This window comes from Clostridium sp. CTA-1, assembly GCF_054768215.1.
This window is the reverse complement of record NZ_BAAAAP010000033.1, coordinates 1-23856: the sequence shown is the minus strand read 5'-3', so window position 1 is coordinate 23856 and position 23856 is coordinate 1. Positions and strand designations below refer to the sequence as shown.

Sequence of the window (23856 nt, the reverse complement as noted above, 5' to 3'; positions counted from 1 at the left end):
TTTATATTAGAATGAGTAAATTAATAAAAAATATGCTATCCTTTAATCTAAGTTTAATTATTTTAAAAAAAATTAATAATTTTGTAAAATATAAGAGAATTTGTAGGAATCTTATTCTTGATATGGTGAAAGATGTAATTATATAATATATATATCAAGAATAAGGGGGACAAGACAATGAAAAAGAAAATAGGCTTAATTATGAGTATGTTATTATTATTTGTTTTTGTATTTAGTTATACTAAAAATGATTATGCTGTTTATGCTCAAAATAATGAGACAAAGGTAGGACAACAATTATTACAACCTGAAGAAGGTTGGAAAAGAATGGAAGAAGATAACAATAACTTCTCTTATATAAATGGTAAATATACAAGTTGGATAAGGTACTCTGATATTAATTATTCTGGCGGATATTCTATGATACCAAATGATATAGATAATAGTAAAGTAAATGGGTATTTATTAAAAGTAAAATTTAATACTGTAACAGATAAAATCAGAATAATTATGTTTTCAAGATATTATTGTACTAACAATATAGAAATAAAGATTGATGGAATTCCATATATATTTGAAGCTAGAAGCTATAATCAAGCTAAACCGACCGTATGTTTTGAAAAAAAAGATTTAGCTTATAAAGAGCACACTGTAGAAATAACTAATTTATTAGATAGTAATATAAACAGTGCAATGTACTTTGATGCTGTAGATATAGATAAAAATGGACAGTTGAAACCTTATAAAGAAGATGCTAAAGTAGAGTCTATATCATTAGATAAAACATCTATGGATTTATTAGAAGGTAGTTCAGATAAGCTAAATGCTAAAGTATTACCTGAAGATGCTGCCAATAAGAAAGTAGTATGGTCATCAAGTGATGAAAGTATAGCTAAGGTAGATAAAGACGGTAAAGTAACAGCTATAAAAGAAGGTCAAGTAACAATAACAGCCAAAGTGGAAGGCACTGATTTAACAGCTACTTGTAAAGTTAATGTTACTAAAAAGGTAGAAGAAAATAAAAATAATGCTATATTAAGTATATCTTTAGTAAATGGAGCTACAAAAGAATATGACGTAAATATGCAGGAAGTAGAGAAGTTTATAAGCTGGTTTGAGGAAAGATCTAATGGTAAAGGTCCATCATTGTATTCATTTAATAAAAAAATTAATCCTTATAAAACAGTTAAAGAATATATAGTACATGATAAGATAGCATCTTTTGAAGTAAGAGAGTATGAGGGAAACAATAAATAGCTAAATGTCAGAGAGCACTTAAGGGATATAAGCCTTAGGTGCTTTTTACATACCTAGAATAGCTTAGGAGATTATATAAAAAGTGTGCAACGAAAACGCAATAATTTTAAAGAAAAACCATGATATAATGGTAGTATAGAAAAAACAGATATATAGAAAATAAGGGATACTAAAATAATACTATAAGAATATAATTAACATTAGGTATTTATGAAAATTGATAAGGGCTTGATAATTTTTTATCAAGCCCTTGCTGTGTAAACTACTAATAGAAAATATATAAAGTAGTATGATTGGAATTTTTATGTTGGAACTAATATTTTTAATGTTTGTGCAAATAATAATAAGTAAAGAGAATCATTGCTGATAAGATTAAAAAATATATATCAGTAGATTTTGCAATACTATTACTAGGTTTACCAAAAATACTATTTCTTGAAGAGACTAATTTATTTACCCAAGTATTTATCAGACTAATGATAATAGAGCTAATATATCCCCTTATATTAATTCTAACTTTATTTATTATGATTTTGCTAATATCCTTAATGTAGTTTCTTTTTATAGATTTTTTCATAAAATTAACCTCCTTTAAATAGTTAGGCGTATTTATGAACTCTTAAAGAAACTATCATTGTTAAGACCTCCTTTCAGGTTATTTCCAACATAATTTTATTATAACATTTATTGGGATATTTTTAAATAAAATACATAAATAAGCACTTAGCTATAAGGTGGGTGATTCGCTCATTACTAGAGATTAGGTACTTTTTCATACTTAGCAAAGGCTGAGAGATCATATTTATATTACATAGATAGAGTGGTGGTGACAGGTCTGAAAGTTGGAGAAATAATAGAAATGCAACAACCAGGAATACATAAACAATTAAATAAAAATAGAAATATAAAACAAAACAAATCTAGGAGAGGGAAGAAGAGGACCTCTACTTTTGTATGTCATTAATGAAGCATGATAACTATAGAAGATGTAAAGGTGGAGTAATTAATCGGGTGAAATAATTTAACACTTCCGTGGCAATAATACTACTTGGAGGTGGTAATAATGACTAATAAACTTAAAGTAAAAGATAAGGAATATGCAAGGCTGGGAATAAGAAAAAATTCAAATGGAGATTTTGAATATATAAATCCAAATGATAAAAATAAGTCGAAATATAAATCAGTTAAAAAGGAGTCTTAGTATAGACTCTTTTTTAATACCTGAAACAAACAATAGGCAGGTGGTGAATATGTAATATGCAGAATAAACGAGTACCAGATACAAAAGACCAGCTGATAACTGTCAACTGGATAAGTCTAGGAAATTATATTCACATACATAAGGAGAATAGGATAATGAAATTAAGTAAATTTTTAGATAAATATATATTTTCTCAAAAGGAAGAAATACAGAATAAAAGTGCAGATAAAGAAAAGAAAAAGAAGTACTGCAAGAAGTTTGAAAAGGGAAAAAATGGATTGTGCAAGAATTATATGGGATGCACGATAGATAAAAATATGATATCTCTAATTACAATTTAATCCTTTATATGATACAATTGTAATATTATATGGAACAAGTAAGAAATTACGGAGTAGAGTTTATAGTAATAGGCGAGGTGATAAAATGATTTTTTCTATAGATAATTGGATAGAGGAGCTTGTATTAAAAATAAAAAATGAATATGGAGATAGGCTTGCCTTTATTGGTTTACAGGGAAGCTATCGACGCAAAGAAGCGACTGACAATAGTGATATAGATATTGTAGTTATTCTGAATGAGCTGACTATTCAGGATTTGAAAAAATATAGAGCGATAATTTCCCATATGCCTTATAAAGAAAAAGCCTGCGGATTTATTTCAGGGAAAAGTGAGATTGTAGGTTGGGAAAAATCTGATTTGTTTCAATTTTATTATGATACGCAGCCAATCTATGGTAGCATAGATTATTTGTTGCCACTGATTGACAGAGCGGATATTAAACGTGCTATAAAGATAGGTGCATGCAATTTGTATCATGTGTGTTGTCATAATTTCATCTATGAAAACAATCCAGAAATTTTATCAGCACTTTACAAGTCTACATTTTACATTTTGCAAGCTAAATATTTTTATGAAACAAATAAATATATAAGTAGTAAGATTGACTTGGCAAAACTGCTAAACGAGACTGATAAAGAGATATTAGATATTTGCATGAATAGAAAAAAGCTGATTGGAATCGATGAAGATGATTTTTCCTTATATTCTGAGAAGCTTATTACGTGGAGCAGTTATCTTTTGAAAATTTAACGTAATTACTAAAAGATAAATAATTTTCCAGAGCACTATATTATTCAAACTTGAATAATATGGTTCCTTAACTGGAGCTACCTTCTTTTTATACCAAAGTATAAGTTTTAGTTTATAGTACATAATTAGTCATGTCCAATTTTAAAATTATTTATTTAATTATTTTAGAAGGAATTTTTTTACATTTGGCGAATATTAAATATAATGATTTTCTATAATTCATTATCAAAGTCCTTCTTGAATAAAAAGGAGCCCATGTATATAGTGGGGGCTCTTTTTTTATAGGTGAACATATGGAAGTCAATTAAGACAACCACGCTATTTACAGGTAAGTGTTCTTATATATTCATATTATATTCAATCAAAATTTATTTGTTATAATTTAAGAGGAATATTTTTAGTTTTATAGAAGTTTAATAGTATATATATTATTCTACCATCCCGTTTAATAGGAGAAAGAACCCATTTTATATTTTATAATGGGTTCTTTTTTACGGGAGTTTATTAGTGTAAGTGTAATAATTAAATCCGTTTTTATTATATCCAATGAATAATAATTTTAATCGAAAAAGGCAGTGCCCTAATTGCAACTACCTCTTTTTAACTAAATATAGAGATAAAAACCGTACGGTTTTTTATTTAATTTATAAGAAAAATAAATTAAAAAATGAGAATACATATAATGAAAATGAGGTATATCAATGTATGTTGAATCATGCAAAAAACATAAAATTGTAGTACAATAATAATAAATTCTGATGAGGATTTTAGAGAAATTTTAAATTAATTCTGTTAAGTATACTAAAGATTATATAATAAAGATAAAGGTTCTGAACTAGGGAAAACCTAATTTAGCTTTTATATAGGATTAAAAAATTAAAAACTTATTAATATCTATACAAGGAGGTTATATATATGAAAAAGAGAATTGGTACATTATTAATGGCCTTTCTTTTAGTTTTTTCAGCTTTATTTGTGGTAGGTTGTTCAAATAAGGAGGAAAAGAAGGAGAGTACAAATACTACACAGGAAAATAATAAAAAAGAAAAGATTAAAATAGCCACTTTAAAAGGACCTACTGGTATGGGCATGGTTAAACTTATAGAAGAAAATAAAGAGGATTATGATATTTCTTTATTTGATGCTCCAGATCAAATAGTTTCTAAAGTAGTAAATGGAGAAGTAGATGCAGCGGCAGTACCATCTAATTTGGCTTCTGTTTTATATAATAAAACAAAGGGGCAGGTTCAATTAGTTGGAGTGAACACTTTAGGAGTTTTATATATTGTAGAAAACGGAGATACTGTAAAAAATATAAAAGATTTAAAGGGTGAAACTATTTATGCTACAGGAAAGGGAGCGACTCCAGAATTTATTTTGAATTATATATTAAAGAAAAATGGATTAGATCCAGATAAGGATGTAAAAATAGAATATAAAGCTCAGCATAATGATTTAGCAACTTTAGTAGCTTCAAAAAAGGCAAAAATAGCAGTACTTCCAGAACCTTTTGTAACAATATCAAAAACTAAAAATAAGGATTTAAAAGTACAGTTAGATTTAACAAAAGAATGGGAAAAAGTATCTGGAGATGGAAAATTAACTATGGGGGCCTTAGTATTTAAAAAGGATTTCATAGATAAAAGAGGAAAAGATGTAGAAAACTTTATAAATAATTATAAAAAATCTGTAGAGTTTATAAACAACAATAAGGAAGAAGCTAGCAAGCTTATGGAGAAAAACGGAATAGTTCCAAAGGCAAAAATAGCAGAGATGGCTATTCCAAAATGTAATATAGTATTTATGGATTCTAAAGATTCTAAGGATTCTCTAGAAAAATTTTATAATATTTTAAAAGAAAATGATCCAAAATCTATTGGAGGAAAACTACCAGATGAAAATTTCTATTACAAAGGAAAATAAGACAATTTCAAGATTGGCTAGAAAAACTTTAATAATAATATTTTGGTTTTTTATATGGGAGCTTAGCTCCCTTTTTATAAATAATGAAATATTACTTCCATCCCCTAAAAAAGTATTTGAAACCTTAATTATTCTTGGAACTAAGAAATATTTTTGGATAAGTGTATTTAAAAGTATATTAAGAGTCATTATAGGAATTCTTATATCTATAGCATTAGGAATTAGTTTAGGTATAATATCAGGTATAAATGTTTTTATGGAGGAATTATTAGAACCTTTAGTAGTAACTATAAAGGCAACACCTGTTATGTCAATCATAATAATAGCTTTGGTATGGTTTAAATCTTCTAGTGTAGCTATATTTACTAGTATACTTATGTGTTTCCCTATAATATATACTAATGTTTTATCAGGAATAAAGTCTGTGGATAAAAAATTATTAGAAATGGCTAATTTATATAAGGTTAAGAATAAGTATATATTAACAAACATTTATCTTCCTTCTACTAAGCCTTATATTATATCAGGAATACTTATGTGTTTAGGTATAGGATGGAAAGTTTCTGTGGCCTCAGAGGTGTTAAGTACTCCTAAGTATTCTATAGGGTTAAATCTTCTAAATGCCAAAGCTACCTTAGCTACAGAGGAACTATTTGCCTGGACTATAGTGGTGGTTTTACTTAGCCTTATATTTGAAAAAATATTTAAATATTATGTTAAAAAAGTATTTTGAACAAAAAGGTATTGTATACCGATAATATCAATATTAGTATATTTATTTTACATTAAAGTGGTACATATGAGAATTTTTAAGGGAGGTAATCTAAAATTAAGAATTACTTAATATAGAGATAAAATTATGAAAAAACATGAGGTAGTATATGAAATGCAATTTATAAATGCTTGTAAAGCTTATGAAGATAAAATAATTTTTAAGAATTTAAATTTAAACTTTGAAAAAAATAAAATAACTGTTCTGTTAGCTCCTTCAGGCTATGGTAAAACAACTCTGTTGAATATTATAGCAGGCCTGGAGTCTTTAAATAGTGGAAATTTTATTATGGAAGCTCAGAATATATCTTATATGTTTCAGGAAGATAGACTATTACCTTGGCTTACCGTTTATGAGAATATAGCCTTTGTATTGAAGTCTAATACTCTTAAATGTGAAATAAGAAATATTATAGATAAATATTTAGATTTAGTTAACTTAAAAGAATATAAAGACTATACTTTAGATAAGTTAAGTGGAGGTATGAAAAGAAGAGTGGCTTTAGCCAGAGCCCTTGCTTATAAAAGCGAAGTCCTTATTATGGATGAACCTTTTAAAGGTCTTGATTTATCCCTTAAAAGAGAAATTATATCAGGTTTTCTAAAACTTTGGGAAAAAGATAAAAGAACGGTTATAGTAGTCACTCATGATATAAAGGAAGCTAAGCTTCTAGCACATAATACTTATTTTCTAGAGGAATATAGTAAATTATAGATTAAGCAAAGATTTTTATGTCTTTGCTTTTATATTTTTATAAACATTTTAATGTGATATAATTATTTATACTATATGAAAAATTAATATAGGAATCGTTACAATTTATAGAAATTTAAAAATTTTTAAAAGACTTGGCATAGCTAAGGAATTGAACATTAACGGTGTAAATTACTACGAAATGAAAATATTTAGTGGAAAACCTTGCATATACATTTTAAATGTTTAAAATGTAATAGTATAATAGATATTGATAATAGTAAATTAGATTTAGAATATTTAAAATTAAGTAGATTTATGGAACATAGCGAAGACTTAGAAATTCATGATGCTAATACATTATTTTTAGGGTTATGTAGTAGATACAAGGAGGAAGAAAAATGCCAAGACCAACAAAGTTTAGAAGAGTAGAATTTTTCCCAGAAAATAATTATTTTGTGCCCTGGGGAAAACCTAAATGTGAAATACATGAGGTAGTATTAAAAGTTGAAGAATTAGAGGCTATGAGGCTTAAGGATATAGAAGAATTAAACCAAGAACAATGTGCGGAAAGAATGGAAATATCTCGTCAAACCTTTCAAAATATAATAGATAGCGCTAGAAAAAAAGTAGCTATAGCTTTAACAGAAGGAAAGGCAATAAAAATAAGTGGGGGACATTATACTACCAAGCTTTGTAAATTAAAATGTATGGATTGTGGAGATGTTTATGAAATAAATTATGAACAGGATAGACATATATGTCCTAATTGTGGTTCAGAAAAAGTAATATGTAACAAGAGAGCTGATTTTTGTAGAAGATGGTGTAAAGGACAAAATAGGAATGAGCAATATGAGGAAAGTGAAAATAAATTAATCTAATAATAAATAATATTGAAGTAAGGATTAGCATTGAATTTTTAGTGTTAATCCTTTTTTGTTCAATTAATATATAAATATTTAGGTTTAAATTTAAAGTTCACTTGTAAGATCAAAAAATCATATAATGCTATGAGGTGATTTTATGAGAGTTTTAAAAAAAGGTGATAGGGGATCAGATGTTAAAAAGATTCAGGCAGTGCTTCAAAAGATAGGGTATGATGTAGGTCCTATAGATGGAATATTTGGGAGTAAGACAGAGGAGGCAGTTAAAAGATTTCAACTGAATAATAGGTTAGCGGTGGATGGCATTATAGGACCTAAGACTTATGAGGTATTGAATAAGTTTATATTAGGCTATAATACTTATACTATAAAGCCTGGGGATACTTTATATAATATAGCTAAAAGACATTATACAACTGTAGCTAGGATAATAACTGCTAATCCTAACATAGAACCTAACAATCTTACTATAGGTCAGCAGATAATAGTTCCTGTAGGTATTGATATAGTAGATACTAATGTTGATTATACTTATGGAATTATGGAAAGTGACATAAAGGCATTAAAAGCAAGATATCCTTTTATACAGGTAGGTATTGCAGGAAAAAGTGTTTTAGGGAAAAATCTGTATTATATCAGACTAGGTAGTGGACCTAATGAAGTATTTTATAATGGAGCTCATCATGCATTGGAGTGGATAACTACACCATTGCTTATGAAGTTTATTGAAGATTTCTCTAAAGCTTATAGTGAGGGTAGCGAAATAAAAGGGTATAATATAAGAGATATTTGGAATAGGAGTAGTATTTATATAATGCCAATGGTAAATCCAGATGGTGTAGATTTAGTTATAAATGGACTTCAAAGGAATAATCCTTATTATAATGATTTAATAAAATGGAATATGGGAAGTACAGATTTTTCAAAGAATTGGCAAGCTAATATAAGAGGAGTAGATTTAAATCATAATTATAATGCTTCCTGGTATGAATCTAAAATTGCAGAAGAATCCTACGGTGTTTACGGTCCGGGACCTACTAGATATGGTGGACCTTATCCTGAATCAGAACCTGAAAGTAGAAACGTTGCAGATTTTACAAGAAGACATAACTTTAGATTAATACTAGCTTACCATAGTCAGGGAGAAGTGATATTTTGGACCTATAGAGATATAATTCCACCAGGTGCAAGAGAAATTGGAGAATTATTTTCAAAAGTAAGTGGTTATGAACTTTCAGAGCCCTATGGAATAGCATCTTATGCAGGTTATAAGGATTGGTTTATATCAGAGTATAGAAGGCCAGGGTTTACTATAGAAGTAGGAAAAGGAACTAATCCTTTGCCTATAAGTCAATTCGATGAAATATATAAAGATAATATAGAAATACTTTTATTAGCTCCTATTGTTTAATTTATAATTTGTTTATTATAGATTAATTGATAGATAATATATTTATATCAGTATTTAATAATGTTATTGTTTATTAAAGTTTAATATGAATATTATGCAGGAATAGATATTTAGTATATAGTTTTTTAGTAATTATCTATTCCTTATATTTTTAGTTTAAAAATGATATATATACTAAAATATAATTATTAATTTTAATAAAATTATATAAACTTAACTATACTATATTAAAAAGTTTAATGAATTTATTTAAAAAATTAACATTATAATGAGATGTTTTTAATTAAAATAATGATACATAATAAGAATTAAGATATAAGTTAATAACAATTAGTAAAAATTATTGATATAAAAAACTAAAATTAGGAGGAGTAAAATGTTAGATTTGGCTTTATTAGGATGTGGAGGAGGTATGCCTATTCCAGATAGGTTTTTATCTTCTCTTCTTATAAATTATAGAGGAAGAAAAATACTTATAGATTGTGGAGAAGGAACTCAAGTATCTATGAAAATGTTGGGGTGGGGATTTAAATCTATTGATATTATATGTATAACTCATATGCATGGAGATCATACAGTTGGATTACCAGGACTTTTAGCTACTATAGGTAATAGTGGCAGAGAAGAGCCTTTAATTATAATAGGTCCAGAAGGCATAGAAAAGGTAATAAATGGACTTAGGACTATAGTGCCTTATTTACCTTATGATATAACTATAATAGAAAATCCTAAAGATTCATTAAAGATAAAGGTAGTTAAAAATGGTATAGAGGTACTAAATGAATATAAAAGTAGCACTTTCATAAAAAATAACAGTTCAAAGGATTATATAAAAAATGGAGAGGAGAGTATTAATCAATATGAAAAATATAATGATATGCTAAGTTGTGACATAGAGATTTCCACATTAGAATTAGATCATTCTTGTCCTTGTATAGGATATAGTTTATATATTAATAGAAAGCCTAAATTTAATTTAGAAAAAGCGGAAAGAAATAATGTACCAAAGTTTTTATGGAGTAGGCTTCAGAAGGGGGAAAATCTAGTTTATGAAGGGATAAAATATAATTCTAGTATGGTTATGGGGAGAAGCCGTAAAGGAATAAAATTAAGTTATATTACAGATACAAGACCAATAGATTCTATAATAGATTTTATAGAAAATAGTGACTTGTTCATATGTGAGGGAACTTATGGACAGGATGAAGATTTACATAAAGCTATAAGGAATAAGCATATGACTTTTAGAGAAGGAGCTAAATTAGCTAATAGAGGTACAGTATCACAACTTATATTGACACATTTTAGTCCAGCTATGATAGATCCAGAAAGCTTTAGACAAAATGCTACAGAAGTTTTTCCGGATACTATAATAGGAAAAGACAGACTTATTAAAACATTATCTTTTAAGGAATAGTTTAATATTTGGTCGCAGTGTCATTAAGATAAAAATAATAGTGAGAGGATTTGTCACCAATGATCTTTAGAGGAGGTGGAAAAATAGATGCCTTATGAAACTTATAAAATAGAAAAAATCATATAAAAATGTTACTTGTATAGTTCAAGTAAAAACAAGGCAATTAATAGATTATTGGATAAATAATTAATACATATTTAAAATATGATTAAATATAGATACATTGGTGACAAATAAGACAACTTTTATTAATATTTTAGATAATTTATTTAGATAATTTATATAGCAGAATAATATAGTGTTTATCTACAATTATCCCCATAAACTAGATAATAAACCATAACTTTAAAAGTTTTAATTTAAGATAGTATTAAAAGTAAAATAAATTCAACTGTATATTAATATATATTGAAACTTAAACATAATTAGTACAATTATCATCCATATTAAAGCTATTAGTTTATATGAATCAATAGTTTTAATATAACGATATGGATTTTAGTAATATTTATAACAGATTATAATAGAATATGATTAGTTTTATAGTCTTAATAGAAATAAAATGGTTGTCCATTGTAAAAGATTTTAGTATCATTAAGGGTGTAATTTTAAAAAAATTTTATAAAAATATGAATTGAGTAATACTTAGGAGGATGAAGAATGGGATTGTTTGATGGATTAATGGGAAACGCTTCAGAGGTTAATATAATGGAAGTAGAAAAAGAATATAGTAATATATTATCTGAAAATGAAAGAGTAGAAAAAGCTTATAAGCTAATTCGTGATATGTTTATTTTTACAAACAAAAGATTAATTCTAGTAGATAAGCAGGGGATGACGGCTAGGAAAACAGAATATCATTCTATTCCATACAAAGCTATAACACACTTTAGTATAGAAACAGCAGGAAATTTTGATTTAGATGCAGAACTTAAAATATGGATTTCAGGAACTCAATTGCCTATAGAAAAGCAATTTAATAAAAGTTTAAATATATATGAACTTCAAAGTGTATTAGCTAACTATGTTTTAAAATAAGGATTAATAAAAAATATGGAGAGAAAAAAATTATTAATTATATTTAGATATATAGCTATATTGCTTCTTATATTTGGTATAGCCTCCTTTGAAAAAGAAAACATTACAACTCATACAGTTATTTTAATATTATTATTTATTATAAATAACCAAGTTAGATTTTTTATTCTTAATAAAAATAAAAATCTGGTTTTCATCTCTATAATATTAGAATGTATTTTAGCTTATATTGGCTATACTAATTATTCCGGAATATTGTTTTTTTATTTTTTTACAGATATTTTGGATTCAGCTCTTTTTCTTAAGGGAAGATTATCTTATTTAACTTTTTCTATAGTATTAGTTATAATAATATTTCTTGGATGGAATTTAAATTTAAGCGAAATTTTATCTATAGTAACTTCTTTTATTATGCTGTTTATACTAGCTACTTATATAAAAGAAGAAAATAGTGGTAAATTAAGAGCGCAAAAATTATATGATAAACTTAGAATTTCAGAAGAAAAATTAAAAAAAGCTAATAAAGACTTAGAAAGTTATGCCAATTCTATAGAAGAGCTTACAGTTCTCCGTGAAAGAAATAGAATATCTAGAGAAATACATGATAGTGTAGGGCATAGTTTATCTACGATGATAATACAATTAGGAGCTATAGAAAAGATTGCTGAAAAAGATGGGAAACTCACATCAGAAATGGCAAGAAATTTAGGGGAATTTGCTAAAAATAGTTTAGGTGAAGTAAGATGTGCGGTAAGAGCGCTAAAACCTAGGGAATTTGAAAAATATGAGGGTATATTAGCTGTAGAGGAACTTACAAAGAACTTTGAAAAACTTACAGGAGTAAAAATAAAGCTAGGATTTTCAAAGGAAAAATGGACTCTTAACTCAGATCAATGTTTTGTTTTGTATAGGGTGGTGCAGGAATTCTTATCTAATTCTTTAAGACATGGGAAAGCCACAAGAGTAGATATATTTATGGGATTTAATGAAGAAAATTTAATAATAACTCTTAGGGATAATGGACAAGGGGCGGATAAAATAGAAAAAGGTGTAGGCCTTAAAAGCATATGGGAAAGAGTTAATGAATTAGGTGGGACTGTAGCATATAATAGTAAAAAAGAAGAAGGATTTTTATTAAAAGTAGTATTATATCCACAAATCAATGAAATCTAATAATTTTCATTATAAAGCTTAGGGAAAATTAATTTAATAAGGGGAAAAGTAAAATGAATAAAACTAATATTATAGTAGTGGATGATGAAAAATTAATAAGAGAAGGATTAAAAATAATTCTTTCTACCTATGATGATATTCAAGTTGTAGGTCTTGCCGGTGACGGAAGGGAAGCACTAAGTTTATGTAAAGAAAAAGATGTACAGGTAGTTTTGATGGATATTAGAATGCCCAATTGTGATGGAGTATTAGGTACAAGAATCATAAGAGAACAGTTCCCACATATAAAAATATTAATATTAACTACATTCAATGATAAAGAATATATTCATGAAGCTTTAAAATTTGGAGCTTCAGGGTATTTACTAAAAGATAGTTCTAATGAGTTAATTTATGAAGGTATAAAAGCCTGTGTAAAAGGAAATGTAGTGGTTCACCCCGATGTGGCTAACAACATAATACTTAATACTACTTATGAAAAAGAATTAAATGATGATGACATAAGTTTAAAATATAATCTTACGGGAAGAGAAATTAATATAATAAGAGAAATAGCTAATGGACTTTCTAACAAAGAAATAGCAGAAAGGATATACCTTTCTGAAGGAACTATAAAAAACAATATAAGTACTATACTTTCTAAGTTAGATTTAAGAGATAGGACACAAATAGCTATATTTGCTTTTAAAAATAATATAGCTAATTAAATAATAAAATCTAAGCTTTGAAAGCTAGAATAAGAAAAAATAATAAATTACAGAACTATATCTAATTTAAAGATTTTTATGTTTATAAATTTTTGAAGAATTTAATAATTAAAAGTAATATATTAATGAGAATAACTTAAGTAAAATTTGCAAGCTATTCCCAAATGATTAGTGACTTAAGTCACTAATGTTAGTTACTTAAGGCAATGGTAAAACTTCCTTAAATTTTCTATTATATAATTAGAAAGTTTAAGGAGGTTTTTTTTGTGAGCATAATTGAAGTAAATAATGTTACAAAAAGATTTAATGATAAATTAGTTTTAGATAATATAAATTTTAGAATCCAAGAGGGAGAAATATTTGGGCTTATAGGGCCTAATGGAGCAGGTAAGTCTACATTAATAAATATAATCACAAGTATTTTAAAATCTACATCAGGAGATATAAAAATTGGAGGATATTCTATAACTAAGGAGGCTTTAAAGGCCAAAGAATATATAGGATTAGTACCTCAAGAAATAGCCCTAATAGAAACTGTATCTGCTATAGATAATCTTGAATTTTTTGGAAGCTTATATGGACTTAAAGGAAAGCTTTTAAAAGAGAGAATAGATGAAGCACTAGAAGTTATAGGACTTAAAGAAAAAAGACGTGAGAAGGTTAAGAAATTTTCTGGTGGTATGAAAAGAAGACTAAATATAGCAGCAGCTATAATGCATCACCCTAAAATATTAATAATGGATGAGCCTACAGTAGGCATAGATCCTCAGTCAAGAAATCATATATTTGAATTTACAAGAAAAATAAATAGAGAAGAAAAGACCACTGTAATTTATACATCTCATTATATGGAAGAGGTTGAAATGCTTTGTAACAATTTATTCATTATGGATTTAGGAAAAGAAGTAGCTTATGGAAATAAGAATTATATAAAATCTATGGTGGGTGATAAAAATAGAGTGATTTTAAAACTAGAAAACTATACAGGAGAAACTCTTCTTAACATTAGATCTTTAGAAGGGGTTGTTGAATGTGAAGAGGAGGGAAGAATTATTAAACTATTGGTTCGTGAAAAAAATTTTGAATTAAATAGTTTACTTAAAATATTAGAAAATGAAAATATAGAAATAAAAGGAATAAATTTTGAAGAACCAACATTAGAAGAGGTATTTTTAGCATTAACAGGTAAGAAGCTTAGAGATTAATTATATTAATATTAATAAATTATATTGTTGATATAGGAAATTTATATATTTAAAACATTAAAATGAGAAATTTATAGATTAAATTTTATATAGGGAGGGAAGAGTGTGCGGTTAAAAGCATTTATAAAATTAAAATTAAAATCTGTATTTAGAGAATTACCTGTTATGATATTTACTTTTGCAATATTTCCTATAGTTATAAGTTCATTATATGGATATTTTCAAAAGGATATGTTTAATCCTAAAAATGAAATAGATAGAATAGTAATTTATGTAGAGGATAAAGATAATTCAAAATTATCTAATGAATTTATAAAATTTTTGGGAAGTAATGGGTTAGAGAAATTTATAGATATGAAAAAAAGTAAGGAAAAAGCTATAGAAGAAGTAGTAATACCAAAGGGATATGAAAAAAGCGCTATAGAAGATAAAAAAATTGCAATAAAAATAAATGAAAGAGAAAAAGATAAGGAAGTATTCTCTAAAATACTAAAGGACTTAATAGATAATTATAATAAAGAAATGAAAAATAATCTTACATTAGGAAACAACATAAATAAAATGGATATTTCTAAAGAAAAAAAAGATTTATTAGTAAAGGAAATATCAGAAGATATTATTAAAATATATAAAAAGGATGCTATAAGAAATTCCATAGTCAAAAGTACAAGGAATTTAACTTCCTATGAGTACTATTCAGTGTCTATATTAAGTTTTATGTTTATAGTAACTATAATGTCGTTATGTAATGGATATTATGAAGAAAAGAAAAAAGGTATTTTTCAAAGAACATTATCTACAAGTATAAGTAAAGTTCAATATTTTAATTATTCATTAGTTTCTTGGTACATTTTTGCGGTTTTATTTAATTCCATATATGTATTGTCTTATAGACTTTTAGGACTATCTTTTAAAGGTAATATAGGACTTTTATTATTAATAGTACTTACCAAAAGCCTTTTAGAAGTGGCTATATCCTCTATAGTGATAGCCTTCTTTAAGGAACAAAAGATGGCAGCAATATTTTTAAATACAGTTATTATAATAAGTGTAAGTTTAGGTGGAGTATTTTATCCATTAGAGAAAGTTATTAATAGTTTTAATAAAATATTTAGAGTTATAAGCGATTTTGCACCTAATGTACTTATTATGAAAACCTATAAAACCTTTTTAATTTATAATTCCTTTGGAGCTATTAAATATTATTTAATTACATTTATTCTTATTTCTATGGTTTTATATAGTATTAGTCTTTTAAAGATTAATATGAAATGGGGGGATTAACATGAAAATTTTAAGATATGGATTTATACAATTCAAAAGAATGATAAAAGATATAAAAGTTATAGGTTTTATGCTTATTATACCCCTAGTAGTGATAACCATAATTAATTTTGCAATTAAAAGTGGTGGCGGAAGTACTATTATGGTTGATGCAGCTTTTAATGTAGAAGATAATGGGGAAGAGGGAAAACAGCTTTTAGAAGAACTTAAAATACCTACTAAATCTATCTTTTATAAAGATAAAGATAAAGCTGTAGAATCTTTGAATAAAAATGATGTAGTAGCTGTATATGAAATACCAAAGAACTTCTCAGAGAAGATTAAAAAAGGAGAAAAACCAGAAATAAAAGCATATAAAAAAGAAATTGGTAATGGAACTCTACCTATTGAAAAGTCTTTAAATAATAATATAAATAAAAAAGTAAGAGAAAATTTATTAATAAACAAAAACATTATAAAAAGTAAAAATGAGTTAGATAACAATAGTGTGAAAACAGTTATAGAAAATACTAAAAATGTAGAGGAAGGCGCATTCTTAGTACTAAGTCTTATAATAAATTTTATAATTTTTTCAGCTAATAATGTAAGTTCAGAAATATTAAATTTTAAGAAACAAAATATATTAAAAAGGGCTATAACTACTTCTAACAGAGGATTTGAAATAATAGGTGGAATATATCTAGGTATGATATTAATTCAAAGCTTTGTGTATATGTCTGTTTATATATGCGGAAAATTTATAGTCGGATATTCCTTTGACAATTTAGCTTTTATACTTATAAATACAATAGTAGCTAGTATATTTTCAGTAAGTTTAGGTGTATTTGTAACTAGATTATTTCAAAACGAATCTGTAGTGGCCCTTGCAGTTAACATAGTAGGTATAAGCACAACATTTTTAAGTTTGCATTCTATGGGGGTTATGGGATTATCTATGAGTAAATCTCCTTGGATACTATTGAATATAGGAAAATTTACTCCTCAATATTGGATATTTGATAGCATAAAGAATTCTAGCATATTCCCTAATATATTTATAGTAATACTTATGTCATTAGTATTATTTACTGCAGGAAACATTAAAGTAAGAGATTTTGCAACTAACTAATATATGGAGGTGATTTTTATGAAAAAGCCCAATAGAACTTTAAGTATAGGCATATTTATTATTGTAATTACTACGATTTTAAGACATGTTACAATACAATTACCAGAATTTATTTTGGGATTAGGCTATGGAATCGGCATTGCATTTGAATTAATTGGCGTATATTCCATAAATCATGATATTTCAAAATTTCAAAATTGTAAAAGAAATTTTATAAAAAAGTGTTTAAATAAATAAATTACGACTTAAAAGGAAGTTTACCTTCAGTATATTAAAAAAGGGATATATGTCTAGAAAGGCAACTCAATTCGCTAAGATATTCTAAATTTATTTTTTATAAAATATATTGAAAAAAATGATAACTCGCTGACCGCTCAAACAATCAGTTTTTTCTAATATATTTTCAAAAAACAAATAAGAATATCTAAGCTTTTTCAAATGCCTTTTACGCCACATATCCTAATTTTTAATATACTGAAGTTAGTCTAAATTTTCTCTAGTATCAAGAACAGTAAAGAAGTGGAACAAAATCATCCTTTAGTAAGTTTTATGTCACGTGAGAAATTATGATAACAACTTTTAAATGTATTAAAGTATGTTAAGGCGTAATTTCCTTATCTTATGTAAGTTATTACATTTTCATTTCTTTTAGGAGCTTTAGCTTCACTTACGTTTTTATATCCTAAAGCTATGCCAAAATAAGGTTTATATCCCTTAGGTATATTTAATTTTTCCATGATTTCTTTATTTTCAAAAGCTAGTGAAATAAGGCCTATCCATAAAGAACCTATATTTAAGCTTTCAGCGGCAATTAGCATATTTTCTATAGCAGCAGAACAATCAACTAAAGGAGAATAGTTACCTTCTTTCCCTGATACTACAATTAAAGTAGGTGCACCATGAGTTAAATCAAGTTTTTCATTATTACCCATATTTCTAAAATTTTCATTAGATGAATCTTTAAGTTTTTCTTTAGCCACATTGCTCATAGTTGTAATTAATTCTCTGTTTTGAATAACAGTAAAATGCCAGGATTGATGATTACAACCAGAAGGAGCATAGATTCCAGCGTCTAATATACATTGAAGTTCTTCTTCTTTTATTTGTTCAGATTTATAACCTCTTATACTTCTTCTATTTTTTATAGTTTGTAATACAGTATTCATATAAATCCTCCTCTAACTAACATATAATTTGTTCAATGATGAAAATACTGATTTTACTCCCGTATATTTAAAATATAGTAATCTTTTAAATAAAATAGTTTGTAAACAGAAGGAGTGAAAATCAATATTAAAAGATAATAAAATATAAACTAATGTTATTTATATTAATTGTAACATAAGTTTATGTAAATTTTTATAAGTATTTAATATAATTATTAAGATATAAAATTATATAATCTAGATATAAAGAATATATAATTTTATTAATATAATTTAACCCAATAATAGGAGGTATAAAAGTCTAATAACATAAAAATGTAAGTTAATTAATGGAATGTATTGTTTATTATTATAAGATTAAGTTTATTGTTGTATTTATGTATGGTATGTATAAATAGTGGAAGTGTAATTTTTCATAATATAAAGTAAGATCATTAATATTTTTATATTAACAGTTATAAAAGAGCATATATTAGAAAAAACTATTTAAAAGTTTTATCCATATAAAGACATATATATGTTATAATATATGCTCTTGTTTTTAAATATTAAAATTATCTTTTTTCGTTAGATAACATTTCGCGCACAATTTTTAAATATCTTTGGGAGACTTCAGGACAGGCTGTTAATAAGGTATCTATTACATAATCAATATTGGTATCATCTATTTTTTTAGCAGTTGTATCTTCATCAATAAGCATATCTTCATCATCAAGAGAATTATATATTGTATTTACTATAGGTGATTGCATAACTTTTTCATTTTCTACACAATTATTACTAAAATATAGATTTTCATCTGTAATTACAAATTGACCATAAGTATATTCTTTTTCTAGATTTTTGCTATCTAAATCCTCACAAGGATATTTTGTATGTTCTACATGTTTTATATCTAATTTATTTCTATGTTCTTTTCGAGTGAGTACAGTTCTTATTTCTAGCTCTAATAATCTTTTTTTCATTTTTTCAGAAAAAATTTCTCCAAATTCAGCAATAAAGCCTTTCATAGCTATGGTTTTTTTCATGTTATAATTTTTTTTCATTAAAACTACTCTCCTTATACTAAACTATTTTTAAGCAAGGATTTGGTAAGCTTTATAAAAGTTTAATAAAAATTTTATATAATATAAAAACCACCTTAATAAAGGTGGCGTGGTATTTGCTATTTATATATTAAAATACTTAATATATTATATATTACAAAGTTATATTATAGCTTTATAACATTAGCAGCTTGAGGACCTTTTTGACCTTCTTCTACTTCGAATTCAACTTTTTGTCCTTCTTCAAGGTTTTTTCTTGGCTCATCTCCTTGGATTGCTGAGAAGTGAACGAATACGTCTTTTTCACCTTCTACTTCTATAAATCCAAATCCTTTTTCTGAGTTAAACCATTTTACTGTTCCAGTTTTCATTGATTGACCTCCTAGTGTAAAACATCATGCTTTACTAATTAAATTTTATTCTATTATTATAACATATTATTAACAAATAGACAAATATAAATGCTATATTTTTTACAAAAATATTTTAATCTGGATTAAAGCCCACGCATATGATGAAAATGGAAGTAATATTTATGTTAATGTGTGGTATTATTAGAGTGTTTTAACTTATAAAGAGTATATACAAATAAATTTTTATTTAAGTATTTTTATGTGTTAAGTATGGTAGGTATGTAAATATATTTATTTTATATATTTACATTTAACTTAAAATTAGAAATAATATTTTACAGAATTTTTTTGAGATTTTACTTTTTTATGCTATTACTTTTATATTATAATAAAGTTAGACAAAATTTATTATGAAGGCAGGAGAACTATATGTACCAAAGAATAGATGATTTAATTTGCAATAAAGTTTTTAAATATTTTAAGGACATAAGTAATGTACCTAGAGAATCAGGAAATGAAAAGAAAATTAGTGATTATCTCTTTAATTTTGCAAAAGAAAGAAATTTATGGGTTATTCAAGATGAATATCTAAATATAATTATAAAAAAGAAAGCTACAAAGGGATATGAAAAAGCACCTACTATTATATTTCAGGCACATATGGACATGGTTTGTGAAAAGATTAAGGAAAAAGTACATGACTTTGAAAAGGATCCCATAGAATTTAAAATAGAAGGGGATATGCTTTATGCAAAGGATACAACTTTAGGAGCTGATGATGGAATTGGCTTAGCTTATATGTTAGCTATATTAGATTCCAATGATATTAGTCATCCCAATCTTGAAATGTTATTTACCGCTGAAGAAGAAACTACCATGATAGGAGCATTAAATGTTGATCATAATTTGTTTGAAGGTAGAATTCTTATAAATATAGATTCAGAAGAAGAAGGAAAAATTTTAGTAAGTAGTGCTGGAGGAGTAGATATTAAACATAATATACCTATAAAATGGGAAAATACAAAAGAAAATTCACAAGTTTTTAATATAGTAGTAGAAGATTTAAAAGGGGGACATTCAGGACTTGACATCCATAAAGAAAGAGGAAATGCTATTAAAATATTAGGAAGAATACTAAAGGATTTAAGCTATAATATGGAATATTCTTTAGCTTTTATACAGGGTGGAAGTAAAACTAATAATATTCCTGTAAATGCTGAGGCTAAAATTTTAATAGAAAAAAGTTATGAAAATGAATTAAAGGAATTTATAAAATTTTCGAATAATACATTAAAAGAGGAACTATATCTAAAAGATGATAATGTAAACATAAAGTTGAAAGATTCTACTCATAATACAGATAAAATTATTTCAGAGGAAAGCAAAAAGTTAATTTTAAATTCTATATTGATTACTCCAAATGGTGTAGAATCAATGGTAGCTAATATAGAAGGATTAGTAGAAAGCTCTGTAAATTTAGGAACTATTTCAGTAGACCATAGTAAAGCTATATTGGAAAGTGGAATTAGAAGTTCAAATGAGACTTTAAAGCATAAAATAGTAGAAAAAATAAAGGCACTAGGAGAGGTTACAAATTCACAAATTATTTGCCACGGAGATTATCCAGAATGGCCCTATGATGAAAAATCAGAAGTACTTTCTCTAAGTAGAAAAGTGTTTAAAAGATTATATGGGAAAGATGCAGAAATTATAGCATATCATTGTGGTATTGAATGTGGAGTGCTTAAAAATAAAATAAAAGGATTACAGTGTATATCTATAGGTCCTAATATTTTTGAAATACATACACCTAAAGAACATTTAAGTATAAGTTCTGCGGAAAGAACTTTTCAATACATATTAGAAATATTAAAGGAATTTAATAATTTTTAGTCACAAGATTGTAAAAAAGGATGTTACAGAATTGTATGTATAGAAGGGAGAGTGCTACTATGAACAAATCTAAAAAAAATATTATAATAGGTGCTACTATAATAATTTTAGTTATGCTAGGGGGCTTTGGAAGTTATAAGTATACAAAGTACAAAGATTATAAAGCATTATTAAATAAGGCAGAAGCTTATATGGAGATAGAAAATTATGATAAGGCTATAGAAAATTATGAAAAAACCTTAGATTATAAAAATAATAAGGATATTGTAGATAAAATAAATTTAGCTAAAGAAATAAAAGAATCTAAAGCAAATTATGAAAAAGCTATGGAATTATATAATAAAAAAGATTATCTAGCTGCTTTAGAATTATTTAAAAAAGTATCTAAAAGAGATAGTAAAAGATTTAGTTTAGCTCAAGATAAAATAAAGGAATGTATAAAGATTTATGTAAATGAAAATTTAGATAAAGCAAAAGCTTTAGCAAAAGATAAAAAATATAAAGAAGCCTATGCTTATTTAGATAAAGTATTATCTATAGATAAAGAAAATGTAGTGGCTAAAAATTTAAAAGATCAGTATATAAAAGAAGAGAAAGAGCTGCAAGAAGAAATAAAAAAGGCAGGAGAAGAAGCAAAAAAAGTAGAAGAGGAGCAAAAAAAGCAAGCTGAAGAAGAGCAGAAAATAAAAGAGGAAAATAAAAACTTACAAGGACAGGTAACTACAAAAAAGAAGGCAGAAGAAATAGTAAAAAATAAAATAGGAACTGGCAATAATAATATTAAGGCTATTTGTGAAGGAGAAGAGGTTAGACAAGGGGTATCATATTATTTAGTCCATGTATATGAAGTTGTTGAGGATCATACAGCGACAATGGGTTGGTATTATGTAAGAAAAGATAACGGACAAGTGTTTTTATGGGATTTAGCATCTGATATATTAAAACCAATCTAATATATTATAATCAATAAATTAAAAAAGATTGTGCTTCATTAAGCACAATTTTTTATTTAAGCTTATATTTAATAATATTAAAAATTAATATATTATATATGAATTTTAATGTACATATTGATCTTCTGTAGTATGAAATTTAAAACTTACAACTGTATGGATACAGTTGTAAAAATATTAAATTTCATATATTTTAAATATAAAATTATGTAAATTCAGATTGTTTAGGAGATGTACATATGAAAGTAAATACAAAAAAAGTAGCGGCTATACATGATATATCTGGTTATGGGAGAGCATCTTTGACCACAGTAATACCTATAATATCTCTTATGGGTACACAGGTATGTCCAATTCCCACGGCGGTTTTGTCTACTCATACAGGGGGATTTGGTAATCCTGAAATAATAGATTTAACAGATAATTTACAAGCTTATATAGATCATTGGAAAAGCTTAAATTTAGATTTTAATTGCATATATAGTGGATATTTAGGATCAGTGCATCAAATAAATATAATATCAAATTTTATAAAGCATTTTAAGAAAAAAGATACATTGGTAGTTATAGATCCAGTAATGGGAGACGATTGTGAGCTTTATTCTGCTATAGATTATGAAATGGTACATAAAATGAAAGAATTTATAAAATTAGCTCATGTTATAACGCCAAACTATACTGAAGCTTGCTATCTTTTAAATAAAGATTGCTCTAAATGTAAAATTTCTGAAAAAGAAGTTAAAGAAATGCTTATAAACTTAAGTGATATAGGACCAGAAAATGTTATAATAACCAGTGTTCCTTTATACGACAATATAATAGCCACAGTTTCATACAATAAAGTAAAGAATGAATTTTATATAACAAAAACAGAGAAATTAAATGTAAATTATCCTGGGACAGGAGATGCTTTTACCAGTGTAGTTGTAGGAAGTTTATTAAAAGGTGAAAACATAAAAACTGCTGTAGATAAGGCTGTTGATTTTATAAAGTATGGTATAGAAATAAGTTTAAAATATGATTACAATCAAAGGGATGGTATTTTATTAGAAAAAGCCTTAAAAAAGTTAATATAAAATAGAATCAAGTATTTCAGTTTTAGATAGATCTGTCTTATAAGTAGACATTTTTGTATTAATCTTAAAAAAGTTATCTAGGAAAGTGTTTAGCATTATGCAAATATGAAATACTAATTAAAGCTAAAATATTTTATAAATTAATATGAGTAGTAAAAAAATAGAATTAATCATAGAAATGAAATTGTATATAAGTTAAAGAGG

At 26.0% G+C, this 23856-nt stretch carries 24 protein-coding genes and 1 pseudogene; 21 read left to right on the top strand and 4 right to left on the bottom strand.

Annotated features, from left to right (window positions below):
- Positions 1-177 precede the first annotated feature (177 nt).
- Entirely contained in the window at positions 178-1257 is a 1080-nt protein-coding gene (locus ACYUEW_RS17720) for an Ig-like domain-containing protein (protein ID WP_460277562.1), read from the top strand.
- Between the two features lie 322 nt (positions 1258-1579).
- Here ACYUEW_RS17720 and ACYUEW_RS17715 read toward each other — a convergent pair whose 3' ends face one another.
- On the bottom strand, positions 1580-1834 hold the full coding sequence (locus ACYUEW_RS17715; RefSeq protein ID WP_042385223.1) for a hypothetical protein: 255 nt from the start codon (positions 1832-1834) through the stop codon (positions 1580-1582).
- 486 nt (positions 1835-2320) lie between these two features.
- Between ACYUEW_RS17715 and ACYUEW_RS17710 the strand changes: the two genes are divergently transcribed.
- The 17 genes and pseudogenes from ACYUEW_RS17710 (at position 2321) to ACYUEW_RS17630 (ending at position 17402) form a co-directional block, all read left to right on the top strand.
- Positions 2321-2458 carry a hypothetical protein gene (locus ACYUEW_RS17710; protein WP_072584590.1) on the top strand — a complete coding sequence of 46 codons (138 nt, stop codon included), beginning with the start codon at positions 2321-2323 and terminating at the stop codon, positions 2456-2458.
- A gap of 56 nt (positions 2459-2514) precedes the next feature.
- Positions 2515-2799, top strand: coding sequence for a hypothetical protein (locus tag ACYUEW_RS17705; protein WP_157672544.1), 285 nt, complete (start codon positions 2515-2517; stop codon positions 2797-2799).
- An 85-nt stretch (positions 2800-2884) separates the two neighbouring features.
- Entirely contained in the window at positions 2885-3550 is a 666-nt protein-coding gene (locus ACYUEW_RS17700; protein WP_460277558.1) for a nucleotidyltransferase domain-containing protein, read from the top strand.
- A gap of 915 nt (positions 3551-4465) precedes the next feature.
- Positions 4466-5473 carry an ABC transporter substrate-binding protein gene (locus tag ACYUEW_RS17695; protein ID WP_096044159.1) on the top strand — a complete coding sequence of 336 codons (1008 nt, stop codon included), beginning with the start codon at positions 4466-4468 and terminating at the stop codon, positions 5471-5473.
- Positions 5445-6206: an ABC transporter permease gene (locus ACYUEW_RS17690; RefSeq protein ID WP_460277556.1), complete on the top strand. Its 762-nt coding sequence runs from the start codon at positions 5445-5447 to the stop codon at positions 6204-6206. Before ACYUEW_RS17695 ends, ACYUEW_RS17690 begins: the two co-directional genes overlap by 29 nt.
- 153 nt (positions 6207-6359) lie before the next feature.
- Positions 6360-6959 (top strand): ABC transporter ATP-binding protein, encoded by a 600-nt coding sequence (locus ACYUEW_RS17685; RefSeq protein WP_460277573.1) that lies wholly within the window; start codon positions 6360-6362, stop codon positions 6957-6959.
- Positions 6960-7038: 79 nt separating this feature from the next.
- Positions 7039-7370: pseudogene (locus ACYUEW_RS17680) on the top strand (Fur family transcriptional regulator); the annotation flags it as partial.
- The gene (locus tag ACYUEW_RS17675) at positions 7340-7819 is read left to right on the top strand and encodes a DUF134 domain-containing protein (RefSeq protein ID WP_003486713.1); all 480 of its coding nucleotides are present in this window, start codon (positions 7340-7342) and stop codon (positions 7817-7819) included. The pseudogene ACYUEW_RS17680 and the gene ACYUEW_RS17675, both read left to right, overlap by 31 nt.
- Before the next feature lie 142 nt (positions 7820-7961).
- Positions 7962-9233, top strand: a complete 1272-nt coding sequence (locus ACYUEW_RS17670) for a M14 family metallopeptidase (protein WP_003486711.1) — start codon at positions 7962-7964, stop codon at positions 9231-9233.
- A gap of 376 nt (positions 9234-9609) precedes the next feature.
- On the top strand, positions 9610-10650 hold the full coding sequence (locus ACYUEW_RS17665) for a ribonuclease Z (protein ID WP_163244100.1): 1041 nt from the start codon (positions 9610-9612) through the stop codon (positions 10648-10650).
- Positions 10651-11310: 660 nt separating this feature from the next.
- Positions 11311-11688 (top strand): PH domain-containing protein, encoded by a 378-nt coding sequence (locus tag ACYUEW_RS17660; protein ID WP_003486707.1) that lies wholly within the window; start codon positions 11311-11313, stop codon positions 11686-11688.
- A 15-nt stretch (positions 11689-11703) separates the two neighbouring features.
- Positions 11704-12861 carry a sensor histidine kinase gene (locus tag ACYUEW_RS17655; RefSeq protein WP_163244099.1) on the top strand — a complete coding sequence of 386 codons (1158 nt, stop codon included), beginning with the start codon at positions 11704-11706 and terminating at the stop codon, positions 12859-12861.
- 53 nt (positions 12862-12914) lie between these two features.
- Complete coding sequence (locus ACYUEW_RS17650; RefSeq protein WP_003486704.1) at positions 12915-13568, top strand: response regulator transcription factor; 654 nt, start codon at positions 12915-12917, stop codon at positions 13566-13568.
- Positions 13569-13834: 266 nt separating this feature from the next.
- A complete protein-coding gene (locus tag ACYUEW_RS17645; protein ID WP_085333256.1) occupies positions 13835-14773 on the top strand; it encodes an ABC transporter ATP-binding protein in 939 nt (312 codons plus the stop codon).
- 105 nt (positions 14774-14878) lie between these two features.
- Positions 14879-16057: an ABC transporter permease gene (locus tag ACYUEW_RS17640; protein WP_460277552.1), complete on the top strand. Its 1179-nt coding sequence runs from the start codon at positions 14879-14881 to the stop codon at positions 16055-16057.
- 1 nt (position 16058) lies between these two features.
- Entirely contained in the window at positions 16059-17165 is a 1107-nt protein-coding gene (locus ACYUEW_RS17635; protein ID WP_163244097.1) for an ABC transporter permease, read from the top strand.
- 18 nt (positions 17166-17183) lie between these two features.
- The gene (locus tag ACYUEW_RS17630) at positions 17184-17402 is read left to right on the top strand and encodes a hypothetical protein (RefSeq protein WP_042385217.1); all 219 of its coding nucleotides are present in this window, start codon (positions 17184-17186) and stop codon (positions 17400-17402) included.
- Positions 17403-17779: 377 nt separating this feature from the next.
- On the opposite strand, the gene ACYUEW_RS17625 is transcribed toward ACYUEW_RS17630, so the two are convergent.
- From ACYUEW_RS17625 to ACYUEW_RS17615, 3 genes are all read right to left on the bottom strand, one after another.
- A complete protein-coding gene (locus ACYUEW_RS17625; RefSeq protein WP_003486695.1) occupies positions 17780-18331 on the bottom strand; it encodes a nitroreductase family protein in 552 nt (183 codons plus the stop codon).
- A 554-nt stretch (positions 18332-18885) separates the two neighbouring features.
- Positions 18886-19377, bottom strand: a complete 492-nt coding sequence (locus ACYUEW_RS17620; RefSeq protein ID WP_003486693.1) for a hypothetical protein — start codon at positions 19375-19377, stop codon at positions 18886-18888.
- Positions 19378-19544: 167 nt separating this feature from the next.
- Positions 19545-19748, bottom strand: a complete 204-nt coding sequence (locus ACYUEW_RS17615; RefSeq protein ID WP_003362301.1) for a cold-shock protein — start codon at positions 19746-19748, stop codon at positions 19545-19547.
- A 411-nt stretch (positions 19749-20159) separates the two neighbouring features.
- On the opposite strand from ACYUEW_RS17615, the gene ACYUEW_RS17610 reads away from it, so the two are divergent.
- From ACYUEW_RS17610 to ACYUEW_RS17600, 3 genes are all read left to right on the top strand, one after another.
- On the top strand, positions 20160-21623 hold the full coding sequence (locus tag ACYUEW_RS17610) for an aminoacyl-histidine dipeptidase (protein WP_085333259.1): 1464 nt from the start codon (positions 20160-20162) through the stop codon (positions 21621-21623).
- A 59-nt stretch (positions 21624-21682) separates the two neighbouring features.
- The gene (locus ACYUEW_RS17605; protein ID WP_042385216.1) at positions 21683-22576 is read left to right on the top strand and encodes a tetratricopeptide repeat protein; all 894 of its coding nucleotides are present in this window, start codon (positions 21683-21685) and stop codon (positions 22574-22576) included.
- A gap of 239 nt (positions 22577-22815) precedes the next feature.
- Positions 22816-23652 (top strand): pyridoxamine kinase, encoded by an 837-nt coding sequence (locus ACYUEW_RS17600; protein ID WP_003486687.1) that lies wholly within the window; start codon positions 22816-22818, stop codon positions 23650-23652.
- Positions 23653-23856 lie beyond the last annotated feature (204 nt).